This window comes from Agrobacterium sp. CG160-95 (assembly GCF_053521725.1).
Map to the genome: position 1 here is coordinate 348,427 of NZ_JBNWDU010000005.1, position 15,965 is coordinate 364,391.

General features: G+C 58.5%; 16 protein-coding genes and 1 tRNA gene. 9 read left to right on the forward strand and 8 right to left on the reverse strand.

What is annotated here, in order from left to right:
- Nucleotides 1-17 precede the first annotated feature (17 nt).
- The 4 genes from secDF to ACQZ63_RS19005 all read left to right on the forward strand — a co-directional run bounded on the left by secDF (nt 18) and on the right by ACQZ63_RS19005 (nt 4,462).
- Complete coding sequence (secDF, locus tag ACQZ63_RS18990) at nt 18-2,582, forward strand: protein translocase subunit SecDF (RefSeq protein ID WP_003515348.1); 2,565 nt, start codon at nt 18-20, stop codon at nt 2,580-2,582.
- Nucleotides 2,582-2,974, forward strand: coding sequence for an Mth938-like domain-containing protein (locus ACQZ63_RS18995; protein WP_003515346.1), 393 nt, complete (start codon nt 2,582-2,584; stop codon nt 2,972-2,974). Before secDF ends, ACQZ63_RS18995 begins: the two co-directional genes overlap by 1 nt.
- 23 nt (nt 2,975-2,997) lie before the next feature.
- A complete protein-coding gene (locus tag ACQZ63_RS19000; RefSeq protein ID WP_019566236.1) occupies nt 2,998-3,843 on the forward strand; it encodes a phytoene/squalene synthase family protein in 846 nt (281 codons plus the stop codon).
- Between the two features lie 160 nt (nt 3,844-4,003).
- On the forward strand, nt 4,004-4,462 hold the full coding sequence (locus ACQZ63_RS19005; protein WP_003515343.1) for a hypothetical protein: 459 nt from the start codon (nt 4,004-4,006) through the stop codon (nt 4,460-4,462).
- 14 nt (nt 4,463-4,476) lie between these two features.
- Here ACQZ63_RS19005 and ACQZ63_RS19010 read toward each other — a convergent pair whose 3' ends face one another.
- From ACQZ63_RS19010 to lipB, 3 genes are all read right to left on the reverse strand, one after another.
- On the reverse strand, nt 4,477-5,412 hold the full coding sequence (locus tag ACQZ63_RS19010) for a DMT family transporter (RefSeq protein WP_065687348.1): 936 nt from the start codon (nt 5,410-5,412) through the stop codon (nt 4,477-4,479).
- A gap of 75 nt (nt 5,413-5,487) precedes the next feature.
- The gene (locus ACQZ63_RS19015) at nt 5,488-6,555 is read right to left on the reverse strand and encodes an NAD(P)-dependent alcohol dehydrogenase (protein ID WP_003515339.1); all 1,068 of its coding nucleotides are present in this window, start codon (nt 6,553-6,555) and stop codon (nt 5,488-5,490) included.
- A gap of 69 nt (nt 6,556-6,624) precedes the next feature.
- Nucleotides 6,625-7,356, reverse strand: a complete 732-nt coding sequence (gene lipB, locus ACQZ63_RS19020) for a lipoyl(octanoyl) transferase LipB (RefSeq protein ID WP_003515336.1) — start codon at nt 7,354-7,356, stop codon at nt 6,625-6,627.
- 189 nt (nt 7,357-7,545) lie between these two features.
- On the opposite strand from lipB, the gene ACQZ63_RS19025 reads away from it, so the two are divergent.
- Together ACQZ63_RS19025 and ACQZ63_RS19030 are read left to right on the forward strand one after the other, a co-directional pair.
- Nucleotides 7,546-7,630 (forward strand) — tRNA-Leu (locus tag ACQZ63_RS19025).
- Between the two features lie 559 nt (nt 7,631-8,189).
- A complete protein-coding gene (locus ACQZ63_RS19030; protein ID WP_003515332.1) occupies nt 8,190-8,615 on the forward strand; it encodes a PAS domain-containing protein in 426 nt (141 codons plus the stop codon).
- A gap of 77 nt (nt 8,616-8,692) precedes the next feature.
- Here ACQZ63_RS19030 and ACQZ63_RS19035 read toward each other — a convergent pair whose 3' ends face one another.
- Entirely contained in the window at nt 8,693-8,860 is a 168-nt protein-coding gene (locus tag ACQZ63_RS19035) for a Thivi_2564 family membrane protein (protein WP_003502827.1), read from the reverse strand.
- A 121-nt stretch (nt 8,861-8,981) separates the two neighbouring features.
- Between ACQZ63_RS19035 and ACQZ63_RS19040 the strand changes: the two genes are divergently transcribed.
- Nucleotides 8,982-9,410 carry an OsmC family protein gene (locus tag ACQZ63_RS19040; protein WP_003515329.1) on the forward strand — a complete coding sequence of 143 codons (429 nt, stop codon included), beginning with the start codon at nt 8,982-8,984 and terminating at the stop codon, nt 9,408-9,410.
- Nucleotides 9,411-9,413: 3 nt separating this feature from the next.
- Here the strand turns inward: ACQZ63_RS19040 and ACQZ63_RS19045 are convergent, their stop codons facing one another.
- Genes ACQZ63_RS19045 through ACQZ63_RS19055 form a run of 3 tightly spaced genes read right to left on the reverse strand, consistent with a single transcriptional unit; the run spans nt 9,414 to nt 12,545 of the window.
- Nucleotides 9,414-9,908 carry a peptide deformylase gene (locus ACQZ63_RS19045; protein WP_065702495.1) on the reverse strand — a complete coding sequence of 165 codons (495 nt, stop codon included), beginning with the start codon at nt 9,906-9,908 and terminating at the stop codon, nt 9,414-9,416.
- Nucleotides 9,909-9,925: 17 nt separating this feature from the next.
- Entirely contained in the window at nt 9,926-10,228 is a 303-nt protein-coding gene (locus ACQZ63_RS19050) for a hypothetical protein (RefSeq protein ID WP_113555793.1), read from the reverse strand.
- 13 nt (nt 10,229-10,241) lie between these two features.
- Nucleotides 10,242-12,545 carry an FdhF/YdeP family oxidoreductase gene (locus ACQZ63_RS19055; protein ID WP_113555794.1) on the reverse strand — a complete coding sequence of 768 codons (2,304 nt, stop codon included), beginning with the start codon at nt 12,543-12,545 and terminating at the stop codon, nt 10,242-10,244.
- Nucleotides 12,546-12,915: 370 nt separating this feature from the next.
- Between ACQZ63_RS19055 and mgtE the strand changes: the two genes are divergently transcribed.
- Together mgtE and ACQZ63_RS19065 are read left to right on the forward strand one after the other, a co-directional pair.
- Complete coding sequence (gene mgtE, locus ACQZ63_RS19060) at nt 12,916-14,343, forward strand: magnesium transporter (protein WP_111783046.1); 1,428 nt, start codon at nt 12,916-12,918, stop codon at nt 14,341-14,343.
- A gap of 85 nt (nt 14,344-14,428) precedes the next feature.
- Nucleotides 14,429-14,815, forward strand: a complete 387-nt coding sequence (locus tag ACQZ63_RS19065) for a MerR family transcriptional regulator (protein ID WP_003515319.1) — start codon at nt 14,429-14,431, stop codon at nt 14,813-14,815.
- 158 nt (nt 14,816-14,973) lie between these two features.
- Here ACQZ63_RS19065 and ACQZ63_RS19070 read toward each other — a convergent pair whose 3' ends face one another.
- Nucleotides 14,974-15,939: a DUF1624 domain-containing protein gene (locus ACQZ63_RS19070; RefSeq protein ID WP_113555795.1), complete on the reverse strand. Its 966-nt coding sequence runs from the start codon at nt 15,937-15,939 to the stop codon at nt 14,974-14,976.
- Nucleotides 15,940-15,965: the final 26 nt, after the last annotated feature.

Genomic DNA, 15,965 nt, shown 5'->3' on the forward strand with positions numbered 1-15,965 from the left:
CCCTGACCGAGATCGAAATGCTTCATTTTTCCCGTTGGAAAACAGTCTTTATCTGGTTGCTTGTGCTGGCAAGCGTCTTCATCGCATCTCCCAACCTGTTTTCGGACAAGCAGCTGGAGGGCATGCCTGCCTGGTACAAGGACAACAAGGTAACGCTCGGTCTCGACCTTCAGGGCGGCTCGCACATCATGCTCAAGATCGAGCGTTCCGACATCGTCAAGGAACGGCTTGAAACGATCGTGGGTGACGTGCGCACGCAGCTTCGCGACGCCAACATCCGCTATTCGGGGCTTACCGGCAACGGCCAGCAGATCCAGGTTCGCATCAGCGATCCCGCTCAATATGAAGCGGCGAAAACCGCGCTTCGCGACCTGACGCAGCCGGTGTCCGCCGGAACGCTGGTCGGCGGTTCCATCACAGAAGTGACGATGAACGACGGCGGCGACAATCTGCTGCGGCTCAACCTGACCGATGAAGGTGTGGATTATCGCCTGTCCTCGGCCGTATCGCAGTCCATCGAAGTCGTGCGCCGCCGCGTTGACGAAGTCGGCACCACCGAACCTCTCATCCAGCGTCAAGGTTCCGACCGCATCATCGTACAGGTGCCGGGCCTCCAGGATCCGCAGCGCCTGAAATCGCTTCTCAACCAGACGGCAAAGCTGTCCTTCCGCATGGTCGATACCACCATGCCGGTGCAGGAAGCGATGAATGGCCGTCCGCCCGCGACCTCAGAGGTTCTTTATTCGCAGGACGATCCGCCGGTTCCCTATCTGGTGGAACGCCGCGCGCTCGTTTCCGGCGACAACCTCGTCGATGCGCAGGCAAGCTTCAACCAGCAGACCAACGAACCCGTCGTCACCTTCCGTTTCGACAGCCGCGGTGCGCAGCGCTTTGCGCAGGCGACGCAGCAGAATGTCGGCAAGCCTTTCGCCATCGTGCTCGACAATCAGGTCATTTCCGCACCTGTCATCCGTGAGCCGATCATCGGCGGTTCGGGACAGATTTCCGGCAGTTTCTCGGTTCAGGGCGCCAACGACCTTGCAGTCCTGTTGCGTGCGGGCGCACTTCCGGCCACGCTGACCGTGGTTGAGGAACGCACCGTCGGTCCGAGCCTTGGTAACGACTCCATTACCGCCGGCCTCACGGCAAGCGCCATCGGCGCCGTCGGCGTCCTCATCTTCATGTTCGTCTTTTATGGCTTCTTCGGCCTGCTTGCGAACATCGCCCTCATCGTCAACGTGGTCATGCTGATCGCCGTTCTCAGTGTGATCGGATCTACGCTCACCTTGCCCGGTATTGCCGGTATCGTCTTGACGATCGGTATGGCGGTGGATTCCAACGTTCTGATCTACGAGCGAATACGCGAAGAGGTGAAGAGCGGAAAACCGCTGATCCAGTCACTGGATAATGGTTTCACACGCGCCTTTGCGACCATTATCGACGCCAACCTGACGACGCTGATCGTTGCAAGCGTGCTGTTCTACATGGGCACGGGTCCGGTCAAGGGCTTTGCCGTGACGCTTGCGGTCGGTATCATCACCACCGTCTTCACGGCCTATACGCTGACGGCCTGGATGTTTGGCTACTGGGTTCGCCGCAGCCGTCCGAAACATCTGCCGAAGGGTGTACGCACCGCCATGTTCGACGGTCGCGACATTCCGTTCATGCGTTATCGCCGTGTGGTTTTCATGATCACCGGTGTGATCATGCTCGCCTGCGTCGGCGGCTTCGTCGCCAAGGGCCTGAACCTCGGCATCGATTTCCAGGGCGGCTCGGTTATCGAAGTGCGCGCCAAGCAGGGTGAGGCCGATCTCGCAGATATTCGCGAGCGTCTGAACCAGCTGAACCTCGGTGAAATCCAGGCACAGAATTTCGGCACGCCGCAGGACGTTCTCATCCGCATTCAGGCGCAGGACGGCGGCGAAAATGCCGAGCAGTCGGCAATCACCCTGGTGCGCGGCGAGTTGCAGGACAAGTATGATTTCCGTCGCGTGGAAGTCGTTGGTCCGGCCGTGTCCGGTGACCTGACCGTGACCTCCACGATCGGCGTTGTGCTCGCCATGGCGGCGATCATGATCTACATCTGGGTTCGCTTCGAGTGGCAGTTTGCGCTGGGTGCGGTCATCTCGATGGTGCACGACGTGGTCTTCACCATCGGCCTGTTCGTCTTCCTGGGTATAGAGTTCAACCTGACCAGTATCGCGGCGATCCTGACGATCATCGGTTATTCGCTGAACGATACGGTGGTCATCTACGACCGTGTCCGTGAAAACCTCCGGCGATACAAGAAGATGCCACTTTCGATGATCATCGACGTCTCGCTGAACCAGACCCTTTCGCGCACGATCCTTACTGGTCTGACCGTGCTTCTGGCACTGCTGGCACTGTATCTGTTCGGTGGCGAGGTCATTCGTTCCTTCACCTTCGCCATGTTGTTCGGCGTCGGTATCGGCGTGTTCTCCTCGGTCTATATCGCGGCTCCGGTGCTGATCGCCTTCAAGCTGCGTCCCGACAGCAAGGATGCGGAAGATGAGAAGGATGAGAAGTCCGGCAATGCCATCGGCGGCAAGCCTGCCGTCTGATGGCCGGCGGGATTGAAATACGCCCGGCCCATTTTCCCGGCCGGGCGCCCATCGATGCCTATGGCAATGGCGGTTTCCGTTTCGCCGACATGTCGCACCGCGGCTCTCTCCTGTTGTTGCCTTCCGGCATTCACGGCTGGAGCCCGGTTGATGTGAAAGAATTGACGCTTGAGCATTTCGACAAGGTTCTGGCTGATGCGCAGGATATCGAGGTGCTTTTGATCGGCACGGGTGATGGCATGCGGGTCTTGCCGAAGGAATTGCGCGAAGCCTTCAGGCAAGCGGGCATTTCGGTCGATCCGATGAGCACGGGTGCTGCCGTTCGCACCTATAATATCATGCTTTCGGAATCGCGCGCCGTGGCTGCGGCGCTGATTGCCGTCGAAGGCTGACAGGACGTTTCGCGCGGGGAAACATGGCACCCACAGAGAATCTAGACGTCTGCCTCGCGACGCTGCGCGACACCGATCGCGACCGCTATCTCGCGTGCCTTCTGTCTCCGGCCGACAAGCGCGCAGCGCTTGCCGCGCTTTACGCCTTCAATGCCGAAATTGCCCGAATCCGCGATTCCGTGCGCGAGGCGCTGCCTGGCGAAGTTCGTATGCAATGGTGGCGCGATCTCCTTGATGGCAATGCGCATGGGGACAGCCAGTCTCACCCCGTTGCTGCCGCTCTTTCGTTGGCGATCGAGCAACATCGCCTGCCGCGACCGGTTCTTGCCAATATGATCGAGGCGCGCATCTTCGATCTTTATGACGATCTGTTCGTGGATCGTAACGCGCTCGAAGGCTATGCGGGGGAGACCGCCTCGGCACTGATCCAGCTGGCGAGCCTTGTGCTTTCGCCGGAAGACACTCCAGCAAGTGCGGAAGCTGCGGGACATGCGGGGGTTGCGCAGGCCATGGCCGGCATTCTAATGCTGATGCCGCTGCACCGTCGTCGTGGGCAGGTCTATATCCCTGCGGATATGCTCGCGGCTGCTGGGCTTGATCGCGAGACGTTTCTGGAAGGCGACGACAAACAACGCATCGGCATCGCCATCGAGATTTTTGCAACGCACGCGCTTGATCACATCGAGAAGGCGAGACGCGCCAAGATGTCCCGGAATGTCTTTGCGGCCTATCTTCCCGTTGCCTTGTCCGGCCCGGTCATCGCCGCTGCCAGAAAGGCGGGAGCGGGCGTGTTTGAAGGCGAAGTGCAACTGTCGCAGCTTCGCCGGCAATGGCTGCTGGCAAAGGCGTCTTTCCTCAAGCGTTTCTGATTGCTCGACCTGCACATCGCGCAGACAGATCGGAGCAATTTTCGCGTCGAGGCCGGAGAGCCACACTTCACGCAAGCCTCGGTGTTTAAGAGCTTGAGCCGGGTTCGCATCGTTTCGATTCGCGAATCGCGATGTTTCGGTGCTGAGGGAGCCTTCCCGCATGAATATGGCGGTCTGGATAATCGTTTTCGTGCTGCTTGCGGTCTTCGCTGTTTATGCCTGGCGCATGACACGGGCAACGGATGAGGACAATAACCACGATGTGGGGCAGGCGATCATGGATTTTGCCCGCGCGTTTCCCACCGAGGCGATCAGAAGCCTGCATATGACGGTGGATGGCGGCGCAGCCTTCGTGCGGCTGCACGACAACAAGGCCGGCTTCATGCGCAATATGGGATCCCATTATGTGTGCCTGATGATCGATCCCGAGCGGATAAGGGTCGAGAGTCTGGAAAGCGGTGACGGTTTCGTCGTCACGTTTTTCGATACGCCGAAATATAGCGGCTCATACCGCTTCAAATCCGCCGGAGAGGCCGCCGAGGTTTCGCTGTGGCTGCTCGGTAGCCTTGTGGAGGCGCAGGACCATCACGACGAAGGACCGCAGCCCTCGGGCGCCTGAAAGCGTTCTGGGCGTCATTGTCCGTCGAGCGGCGGGTTCGCTTCCGTCTGCACACGCTCGCGCCAGATGATGAAAAGGCCGGATGCGACGATGATGAGGATGCCGAGCCATTTCGATGGCGTCGGAAAATCCGAAAACAGCGCATAACCGAGAACCGTCGCCGAGATGATTTCGAAATACTGGAATGGTGCCAGAAGCGACAGCGGCGCCAGCCTGAAGGCTCTGACGATCAGGAGATGCATATAGCCGGATATCGACCCTAACAGGATGAGCAGGGTGAGGGTGAAGCCGGATTGCGGAAGCGAGATCGCGAAATCCTTGTCACCGTAGGCGTCGCCGACCAGAAGGGCTGCCGCCATGAACACCGTGCCGGCAATGCCGGACATGGTCTGCATGACAAGCGGACTGTCGGCATCGCCGATAGCGCGGTTAAGGAACAGGTAGAGCGTGTAGAGAAATGCGCAGGCGACCGGCAGGAGCGATGTCCAGCCGAAAATCTCAAAACTCGGCTGAATGACGATCAGAGCGCCGCCGAAACCCACCGCAATCGCTGTCCAGCGTTTCCAGCCGACCCTGTCGCCAAGGAAGAGGGCCGACATCATCGTCAGCATGAATGGCTCGACGAAATAGATGGCAAAGACATCGGCAAGTGGCATGTATTTGACGGCGGCGAAGAACATCAGGCTGGCACTCGCATGCAGCACGCCGCGCAGGCAGTTCATCCACGGTCGTCTGGCGCTGAACAGCGCTTTGGGTGAGACCAGCAGCAGCAGGGGCAGGGTGCACAGAAGCTGGAAAAAGAAGCGGTAGAAGGTGACCTGCGCCGGTGACATTCCGCCGCTCACCGCCATGTATTTGGCGATGGCATCCATGACGGGCAGCACGAACATGCAGCCCGCCATGATCATCATGCCCTTGGCGACATCGTTCAAACCGGTCTGGTTGGTCATGGTAGGGCTGCGCTTTCAACCAAAAGGTCCGACGAGGAAACGGGAGCGCCAGAGGGCGCTCCCCCCTCGACGAGGTCAGGCGGCCTTCTGGCGTGGCAGGCTCTTCATATCAATGACGAAGCGATAACGCACATCGCTTTTTATCATGCGTTCATAAGCCTCATTGATCTGATCGATATTGATCATCTCGATTTCGGCGGCGATGCCTTTTTCGGCGCAGAAATCCAGCATTTCCTGGGTTTCGGGAATGCCGCCAATCATCGAACCGGCGAAGGTCTTGCGGCCGGGGATGAGGCTGAATGCGTGCACCGATAGCGGCTTCTCAGGCGCTCCGACCTGCACCAGTGCGCCATCCCGCTTCAGCAACGCAAGATAGGCGTTGATGTCGTGGTCGGCGGCAACCGCGTCGATGATAAGATCGAGGCTGGAAGCCGCTTTCTTCATCTGGTCGGCATCGCGTGAAACGATCACCTCATGGGCACCGAGCTTTTTCGCGTCTTCTGCCTTGCCGGGGGAGGTGGTGATCATCACGACCGTGGCGCCCATGGCATTGGCGATCTTGACTGCCATATGGCCGAGGCCACCGAGACCGACGACGCCGATGCGCTTGCCGGGACCTGCATTCCAGTGCCGCAGCGGCGAATAGGTGGTTATGCCGGCGCAGAGCAGGGGTGCTGCGGCTGCTGGATCGAGCCCTTCGGGGATCCGCAGCACATAGCGATCATCGACGACCACATGGGCAGAATAACCACCAAGCGTATGTGCGCCGCCGCCCATGGCCTTGTCAGGCGAGTTATAGGTGCCGGTCATGCCGTTTTCGCAATATTGCTCCAGCCCTTCGGCGCAGCTTGCGCATTCACGGCAGCTGTCGACGATACAGCCGACGCCGACGCGGTCACCCGCCTTGAATTTCGTGACCTGCGCGCCCACCCGACCGACGCGGCCGATGATTTCGTGGCCGGGGACGCAGGGGTAGAGAGAACCCGGCCATTCGCTGCGGGCCGTATGGATATCGGAGTGGCAGACGCCACAGAACTCGATTTCGATTTCGACATCGCGCGGGCCGGGATCGCGACGCTTGATGGTCGCGAGCTTCATCGGCGAAGAACCGTCATCGCAGGCATAGGCTGACGTTGTGAACATGGTCGTTCCTCCTCTTTTGGTGATCGATATTGCATGCACTGGCAGGCGATAAAAAAGTTGCGGCGGGTTTCAGCCGCCGGAGCCGGCTTCGGGCACTGCCGGGCCAAAGACCTCCTCAAAGGCTTCTCGCAGCAGAACATCGACATCGCCGATCATAACCGGCAATCCAAGATCGACAAGGCTGGTCACGCCATAGGCGCTGATGCCGCAGGGAACGATGCCGGAAAAATGCGCGAGGTCGGGATCGACATTGATCGACAGCCCGTGAAAGCTCACCCATTTGCGCAACCGGATGCCGAGCGCGGCGATCTTGTCCTCGGCCATGCTACCATCGGGAAGCAGGGGTTTTTCCGGACGCCTGACCCAGACACCAACCCGGTCTTCGCGCCGTTCGCCACGGACATTCATCTTGTCGAGCGTGCGGATAATGACATTCTCCAGCGCGGCAACATAGGCGCGGACATCCTGGCGCCGGCGTTTCAGGTCGAGCATGACGTAAACGACGCGCTGTCCCGGCCCGTGATAGGTATATTCGCCACCGCGACCGGTGGCGAAGACCGGAAAACGCTCCGGCTCGATGAGGTCGGCAACATCGGCACTGGTGCCTGCCGTGTAGAGTGGCGGGTGCTCCAGAAGCCACACGAGTTCGTCGGCCTCGCCATTGGCTATGGCGGCGACTTCGCGTTCCATCTCTTCTATAGCCAGTTCGTAAGGCACGAGACCTTCCGAGATTCGCCAGCGAACAGGCGGCGAGCCGGGAACGGGCAGCATATTTGTCTCGATATCCGTGCGTGTGAGCATGAAAAAGTCCTTTCCACAGCCTTCTCGCAAAATGATGAGAAGGCTGCAACCCCAGCATTTCCGGGCTTCCTGCATATAGGGTGGGCCGGGCCGATTTTTAATTTCAAAAAACTGTCACGACGCTCTTGTGCACCCAAAATCCTTTTGCTACATGCACCCCCGTCGGCGCAAGTCGACGCCTACCACGATGCGGTCGTGGCGGAATTGGTAGACGCGCAGCGTTGAGGTCGCTGTGGGGCAACCCGTGGAAGTTCGAGTCTTCTCGACCGCACCAAAGAAACCCGCTTCGGCGGGTTTTTTCTTTTTCTGCCAATTGTTTGGCTTTGCTCCTCCCCAAAAAAGAAGAAGCAGTTACGTCGATTAGATACGCCTCGGGCGACTTCGACTTGTTTCGTCTCGGCAGCCCGGGCTGTAAAATTTCAGGGCGTCAGATTATCGATCTTGCCGCCATTCGGATGAGATGTTTGCGGCTTAGCGTCTCCCCGCGCGATTGCCGTCACCGACCCGGTAGGGGTCGCCATCCATGACCTGGTCCATCCGCCATTCGTTTCCGCGATAAGGGCTTTGCCACGTCTGGCAGCCAGCTAGAAAGACAGTTGCCGACAGCAACCCAAAAGTAAGAGCGGTTCGCAGCATATGAGCATCCTTCGAAATTTCATCATGCAGTCATGTAGGTGCAAGCGGTTGGCTTTGCGACGCTTTTTTTGGAAATTATCGTGCTTTCGAAACCGGCATCCGGATCAGGCGCCATTAAATTTCGGTGGATATCGATACACGTTGTAGTAGCCGGTTAAATACCCCCTCAAAACAAGGGGTGGAATATTAGAGGTCTGATGTTAGCGTTTGTCAGAAAAAAAGGTCTGGAGGTTTTCGTGCAGGGGGACAAGGCGGATTCAGACAATGCGCTCGGCTATTATATGTGGAGCATTTCCGACAATAGGTTGATCATGGACACCGTCACCGCGGAGTGTCATGGCTTTTCCGAAGCGGTGGCATCGCGAGGTGTGTCGATTGAGGATATTCTCGAAAGAATAGATGTGGAAATGCGCGATCAGGTGGCGCGGGCAATTTTCGAAAGCATCACTACCGGCGTGTTTTTCGACCAGCGTTACAAGGTGCATCTGCCAGATGGTTCCATCCGCTGGATCGTGGCGAAGGGCAGGGCGATTTTCGATGCTGAAAATACGCCGTTTCTTGGTCTCGGCAGCGTTCGCGATATCACTCTCAAAAAAACCTACCAGTTCGAGCCGCGCCAATAGCTATCGAGTGTCATGAAAAATGGCGCAAAAAAGAGGCGGCTTTCGCCGCCTTTTTCTGTTCGCACGCTACCGGGATATCAGAAGACGGCGAGATATTTCAGCAGCGAAATAATGCCGATGATGATGACGATGACTTGCGCGATCTGTTTCGCGCCGCCGCCGACGGGCAGTCGTGCGATGAGCCACAAGACGAGCACGATCACCAGGAAGGTGATCAGAATGCTGACGAGCGTAGATGTAACCATAGGTCCCAGCTCCCTGTATAATAAAGGTTCAACGGTCGTTCACCGTTGTGTGAGTAAAAAGCGCCAGACAGGTTTTGGTTCCATGCGATTGGTTGCACGCGATTAAATTAGGAATATTAGAATGATAGATGGTGGAAAGGTGAAGTTAAGGCCGGTTGGCGCCACCGCCAAGGTCGGGCGGCTTGGTCGCCCACTGATTTCGACAGTGACCGGCGGCGCCCTGGAAATTGTGACGGGTGTCTCTGAACCGGGCTTCAATCCGATCGACCTCCTTTATTCGTCGCTTGCGGCATGCCTGGCGCTCAGCGCCCGGATTGCGGCGAGCCGCATGGGGTTACTGGACGGCTTCGAGAGCGTGCTCGTTGACGTTTCCGGTGAGAAATCGGCGCAGGAGCCCTATCGCATCATCCGTTTCGATATCAGGATGGAGATTGCCGGGAGTTTCGATGAGGCGACGCGCGCCGCAATTGCCCATGCGGCCGAAGATATCTGCACCGTCAGCAACACTTTGAAGGGCGACGCGGACTTTGCTCTTTCGATCGCTAGCTGATCGTCACGGCTTTCGGGATTTTTCCCATTTCTTCACAAGCCGGTCGCGTTTCAGCTTCGACAGGCGCTTCAGCCAGAACACACCATCCAGCTGGTCGATCTCGTGCTGGATGCAGATGGCGTGAAATCCCTTGGCGCTCTCTCGATGTTCCACGCCCGCTACGTCCTGAAACCTCACCTCGACCTCAGACGGACGTTCCACCTCCTCGGTGAAGCCCGGCATTGAGACGCTGCCTTCCACATGCCGCATGGTCTGCGCGGAGTGACTGACGATTTCGGGATTGATGTATGTCAACACGGTTCCCGGCGTCAGCTCAAGCACGAAGACGCGCTGTTTTACACCGATGTGAGCCGCGGTGATGCCGACGCCGGGGGCGGCGCGCATGGTGTCGATCAGGTCCGTGACCAGATTTTGCAGGTGGTCGTCAAAAACAGTGACCGGCGCGCAAATCTCGGAAAGGCCGGCATGGGGGTAGGACAGGATCGGCCTGATTGCCAAGGAATGCTCCGTTCGTTTCAGGTTTGAGAGGATAGCACGGCGAGCGCCTGTCCTTCCGCTGTGACCTCCAGCCAACTGCGCTGGGTGCGGGCGTCGCGTTTCGTCACCCGCACAAAGCGCGGTGACAGGGCGGAGATTTCGCGCAGGACGAGGGCATGCGCAAGTCCCAGCCGATTGGCGATGCTGCGGCTGTCGGTGGCGATATCCATATTGATGGCAAGAAGGATCGCCGCGCACGTGGCCGAAAGCGCCTGCGACGATCCTTGCACGATCTGCTCCACCGCTGCCATGAAAGCCGCTGCAGATTGTTCCTCACCCATCAAGCCATCCTGTTCAAGAGGCGGAACCGGCAAGCAGGCGGAAGGAGACGAGTACCGATTTCGACGTTGGCGTGAAGCTGCCTTCGCCATAGCTTGACAGCGGCACCAGCACGTTCAGTTCGGGATAATATCCGCCGACACTGCCGCGCGGAATATTGTAGGGGACCAACCGGAAATTTTGGGCGATCCGCTCCACGCCATCGCCATATTCGCCGATGACATCGACCCGCTGGCGGGAGTGGGCGCCCAGCGCCTCCATATCCGCAGGATTCATGAAGATGACCTGGCGTTCGCCATAAACGCCGCGATAACGGTCGTCCATGCCGTAAATCGTGGTGTTGTATTGGTCGTGGCTGCGGAATGTCTGCAGCACGAAAAGATTGTCGCCCGTGAGCGCCTGCTGATGCTCAGTCTGTTCGGGAAGCGGGCCGCTATAAAAGACGGCCTTTTTTGCCGGCGTGTTCCATTCCCGTTCGGAGGCCGTGTTGCGCAGGCGAAAACCGCGCGGCACGCGGACGCGTTCGTTGAAATTGTCGAAACCGGGGATGACCCGCTCGATCATGTCTCGGATGAGATCGTAATCCTCGGCAAGCGCTTTCCAGTCGACCTGCGCATTGCCAAGGGTCGCTTGCGCAATGCCGGCAACGATGGCGACTTCGGAGCGTAGTTCCTCCGAGGCAGGCGGATTGATGCCGCCGGAACCATGCACCATGCTCATGGAATCCTCGACCGTGACGATCTGCGGCTTGCCCGCAGAATTACGGTCGATTTCCGTTCGGCCAAGGCAGGGCAGCACGAAGGAGATTTCGCCCGGCACCAGATGCGAATGGTTGAGCTTGGTGGCGATATTGACCGTCAGTTTCTGATTTTCAAAAGCCTTGACGATCAGCGGACTGTCGGGCGTTGCCCGCATGAAGTTGCCGCCGAGCGCGATGAAGGTTTGCGCCTCGCCAGCCAGCATGGCGGCTACTGCTTCGACGGTGTTGTGGCCGGGTTTGCGCGGCATGGCGACGCCGAGTTCTTTTTCCAGTGCGTCTAGCAGCGCCGGCGGCGCTTTTTCATCGATACCGACCGTGCGATCACCCTGAACGTTGGAATGGCCGCGTACCGGGCAAAGACCGGCACCGGGGCGGCCGATATTGCCGCGCAGCAACATGAAGTTGGTGATTTCGCGAACCATGATGACAGAGTGGCGATGCTGGGTGACGCCCATGGCCCAGGTGGCGATGACGGAGCCGGCATTCATGTAGATGCAGGCGGCTTCTTCGATTTCTGCGCGGGTGAGGCCGGACTGGTCGAGAATGCTTTCCCAGCTGGTTGCCTCGACGGCATCACGATAAGCCTCGAACTCGACCGCATGTTCGGCGATGAAGTCGTAATCGATGATGGCAGATTCTCCGGCAGTCCTTGCGGCGTCGTCGGCTGCAAAGATCGCCTTGCTCATGCCGCGCACCACCGCCATGTCGCCGCCTTGCCGGGGCTGGTAATAATTCGTGGCGATCTTGGTGTTGCCGCCGGTGATCATCTCGATCTTGTCCTGCGGATCGGCGAAGCGCTCCAGCCCCTTTTCCTTGATTGGATTGAGGACGACGATTTTCGCGCCGCGAAGCGCTGCCCGGCGCAGGTCGCCCAGCATGCGCGGGTGGTTCGTGCCGGGATTTTGGCCAATTACGAAGATCGCGTCTGCCTGCTCGAAGTCTTCCAGGAGCACCGTGCCCTTGCCGACGCCGATCGAGGCTTTCAGGCCGACACCGCTTGCCTCGTGGCACATGTTGGAGCAGTCGGGAAAATTGTTCGTGCCGTAAAGCCGAACCATCAATTGATAGATGAAGGCTGCCTCGTTGGAGGCGCGGCCGGATGTGTAGAATTCCGCCCGGTCCGGGCTGTCGAGGCTGTTGAGAACGCCGCCGATTTCGGCAAAGGCGTCGTCCCAGGAGACCGGTAGATATTTGTCGCTCGCCCGGTCGTAACGCATCGGGTGGGTGAGGCGGCCCTGATTTTCCAGATCGTAGTCAGACCAGCCGCGCAGTTCGGAGACGGTGCGGGTGGCGAAAAAATCCGGCGGCACCCGGGCTTCCGTCGCTTCCCAAGCGACCGCCTTGACGCCGTTTTCGCAGAATTCGAAGGAAGAGCCATGCTCCGGATCGCCCCATGCACAGCCCGGGCAATCGAATCCATCCGGCTGGTTTGCCTTCAGCAGCGTGCGTGCGCCGGAAATCGGCGCGCCGGATTCCATCAGCCGTTTGCCAACGCTTTTAAGCGCGCCCCAGCCACCTGCGGCGGCGGAAGCCTTGCCGATGAAATCTGTCTTGCTCATTGTCGTGATTTTCCTGAAATTTTCCTGGCCGCCCAGGGATACTTACCGTTTGGCAACGGCCAATCATATATAAAAAAAGCTCTTTCAGAATCGTCTATGGGCGACATATGTCAATCTCTATCTTACCGGTTCCGACGGAACGGCAAGGGCTTTCCGGACGTTAGGCGGATTGAGGTGCACTGCCTGCCGCTGCATCATCATGGAGTGCTGCGCTCTTCGATCATGGTCTTGCGAAAGGGCGCTCCATGCCATTTTCGTCGCAGTTCCTAAGCCCGTTGTTTTTCACCTATCCGGTTGTTGACAATATACTTTTTAACGCCATTCTGCCTGCAAATTCGTGCACTGCGGCATTTAAAGAAGGGGACGCCAGATGACAGACCGTGACGACGATCTTCTCGCGCCCGAAGAGTCGAAACCGACAGAGGCACCCTCCGATATCTACGCCGAGGACGGCTCTGTCCGCTCCGACTTTCTGGCGATGGTGGGGGCAGCGATTGCCGACCGCGATCTGCTTTTCCTGCGCAAGAATGTGGCGCGGCTGCATGAGTCTGAACTCGGCGACGTGCTGGAGTCGATCATGCCGGAGCAGCGCCACGCGCTCGTGCGGTTGCTGGGTTCCGATTTTGACATGACGGCGCTGACCGAGGTGGATGAAGGCATCCGTCTCGATATCGTCGACCAGATGTCGAATGAGCAGATCGCTGCCGGTATCGGCGAACTGGATTCGGACGACGCCGTCTACATTCTCGAGGATCTCGACGACGAGGACCGCGAGGACATCCTCTCGCAACTCCCGTTCACCGAACGGGTGCGGCTGATGCGGGCGCTGGATTATCCGGAAAGCTCTGCCGGCCGTCGCATGCAGACGGAATTCGTTGCCGTGCCGCCGTTCTGGACCGTGGGACAGACCATTGATTATCTGCGTGAGGAGGAGGAGTTACCGGATTCCTTCACGCAGATCTTCGTCATCGACCCCACGTTCAAGCTTGTCGGCGCTCTCGATCTCGACAAGGTGCTGCGCGCCAAGCGTCAGGTGAAGATCGAAACGATCATGCACGAGACCAACCACTCCATTCCGGCCGAAATGGACCAGGAAGAAGCGGCGCAACTTTTCGAACAATACGACCTTCTATCCGCCGCCGTGGTGGACAATAACGGCCGTCTGGTTGGCGTGCTCACCATCGATGACGTGGTCGACGTCATTCAGGAAGAAGCCGAAGAGGATTTGCTGCGGCTTGGCGGTGTGGGTGACGAAGAACTGTCTGACAGCATCACCAGCACCTCGCGCTCGCGTGTGCCGTGGCTTGCGGTCAACCTCCTTACCGCCTTTCTGTCTGCCTCCGTCATCAGCCTTTTCGATGCGACGATCCAGCAGATCATTGCGCTGGCGATTTTGATGCCGACGGTTGCCGGGATGGGCGGCAATGCCGGATCGCAGACCATGACCGTGTCCGTGCGGGCGCTGGCTACCAAAAGCCTAGATATTCACAACGCTGCCCGCATTATCAGGCGTGAAGCGGGCGTTGGCATCCTGAACGGGTTGTTGTTCGGCTGTGCCATCGGCATCGTTGCAGGCGTGTGGTTCCAGGATGTCCATATCGGCGGCATCATTGCTGCCGCCATGTGTCTCAACATGCTGGCGGCGGCGCTGGCAGGCATTCTCATTCCGCTGGTTCTCGACAGGTTCGGGGCAGACCCCGCCGTTTCCTCTGCTGTCTTCGTGACGGCGGTAACGGACATTGTCGGCTTTTTTTCGTTTCTGGGCATCGCTACCTGGTGGTACGGTATTTCGGGATAGGCCAGAACAGGCGAAAGCGGCAGGAAAAATTGACTTTTACGTGAAGGTCAAATAATAATTGTCCGGTTATGAATCGGATAGGCCCTTGGACAAGTATTATAGCATAACCGAACTGACGCGCGAATTCGGTGTTTCCACCCGCACCTTGCGATTTTACGAGGATGAGGGCCTCATTCACCCTGAGCGACGCGGGCGTACGAGGCTTTTCAGGTCTGCGGATCGGCGTCTCATTCAGGAAATCCTGCGCGGCCGCCGTATCGGTTTCACGATCGCAGAAATTCGCGAGATCATTCACGTCTACAAGGAGCCGCCGGGCGAATCAGGCCAGCTTGTGCTTCTGATGAAGAAGGTCGATGAGAAGCGCGCCGATCTCAGGCAAAAGCGCAAGGACATCGAAGAGACGCTGGCTGAACTCGACAATGTCGAAGAGGCCTGCCTTACGCGCCTTGCCGAAATCGGCGTAGGGACCTGATGCAGGTTTCCCGCCGTCGCGCTTGACGTGATGGCCCTAGATTTCCCGCGGAGAGGAAAACCTCTCACTTCGTCATGCTTTTGATTTTACGCGACGTGGATAGATCCTCGAGTCAAGCCCGAGGATGACGCAGAGCGTGGATTGATGTGTGTCGTCCTTTATTGCGCCTCAACCGTGCACTGTTGCGCCACGTCGCTGACCTTCGTCTGCTGCTCCGCGCTGAGCTTGCCTTCCATCATGATGTCAAACAGGCTTTCTGCCTGCAGCTTTTCAAGCGTGCAGCCGCAGAAACGTTGGCACAATTCCTGGCCGTTAGCCTGCTGGACGCAGCTTTTTTCACAGCTCGATTTGTAAAGCTCCACCTGGTCGACAGGAGGAGGCGGTGCCACAAGTGATACCGCGTAGACGAGGCCAATCAGCGCCGGCTGATGAATGAGGTAAAAGGCAAGGCTGTGACGGCCCGCTGTTGCTATCAGATTGCGGGGGGAGCTTGGGTTGCGAAAACGGTCCAGCCAGCTGCGCGGTGTGACGAATTGCGAAACCGCAAGTCCGGCAAGAAAGGGCGCGAGCCACGGTAAGAGCGGCACATAATCGTTCGAGCGCGGCGGCATGGTGGAGAAACCGACCCATGCCAGCCATTTGCTGTTGAAAAAATCCGACTGGACGTAGTGCGGCAACGCAAAGGCAAGAGCCGCGAAAAGCAGCGTCACCAGCGGGGGTGCCCGCAGGAACAGCAGCCCGACAAGGCTTGCAGCGGCTATGTTGTGCAGGATTCCGAAAAAGATGAAGCTATCCGGAAAGGCGACATAGGTAGCGATGGTGATGAGCAGCGCCGAGCCCGCCACCATTGCAAAACGCTTGCTGAAGGACGGCCAGTTTATGGCTTTGCCATGGGCGAGAAACAGGCTGAAACCGGCGAGGAACAGGAACGAGCTTGCAATGGCGCGCGCATAAAGCTTCCACAGGCCGGTGGTTGCCGTACCCGGCTCCAGATAGCCGAAATACTCCAGATTCCACGTGAAGTGATAAGACGCCATGGCGATGAGCGCCAGCCCGCGCAGTGTATCGAGACCGCCCATGCGGCCTTTGCGGCGGGTGTCGATTGCAGCTGTTTCTGTTTCCATAATTCCCGCTGTTTCAGCTGTCTGAA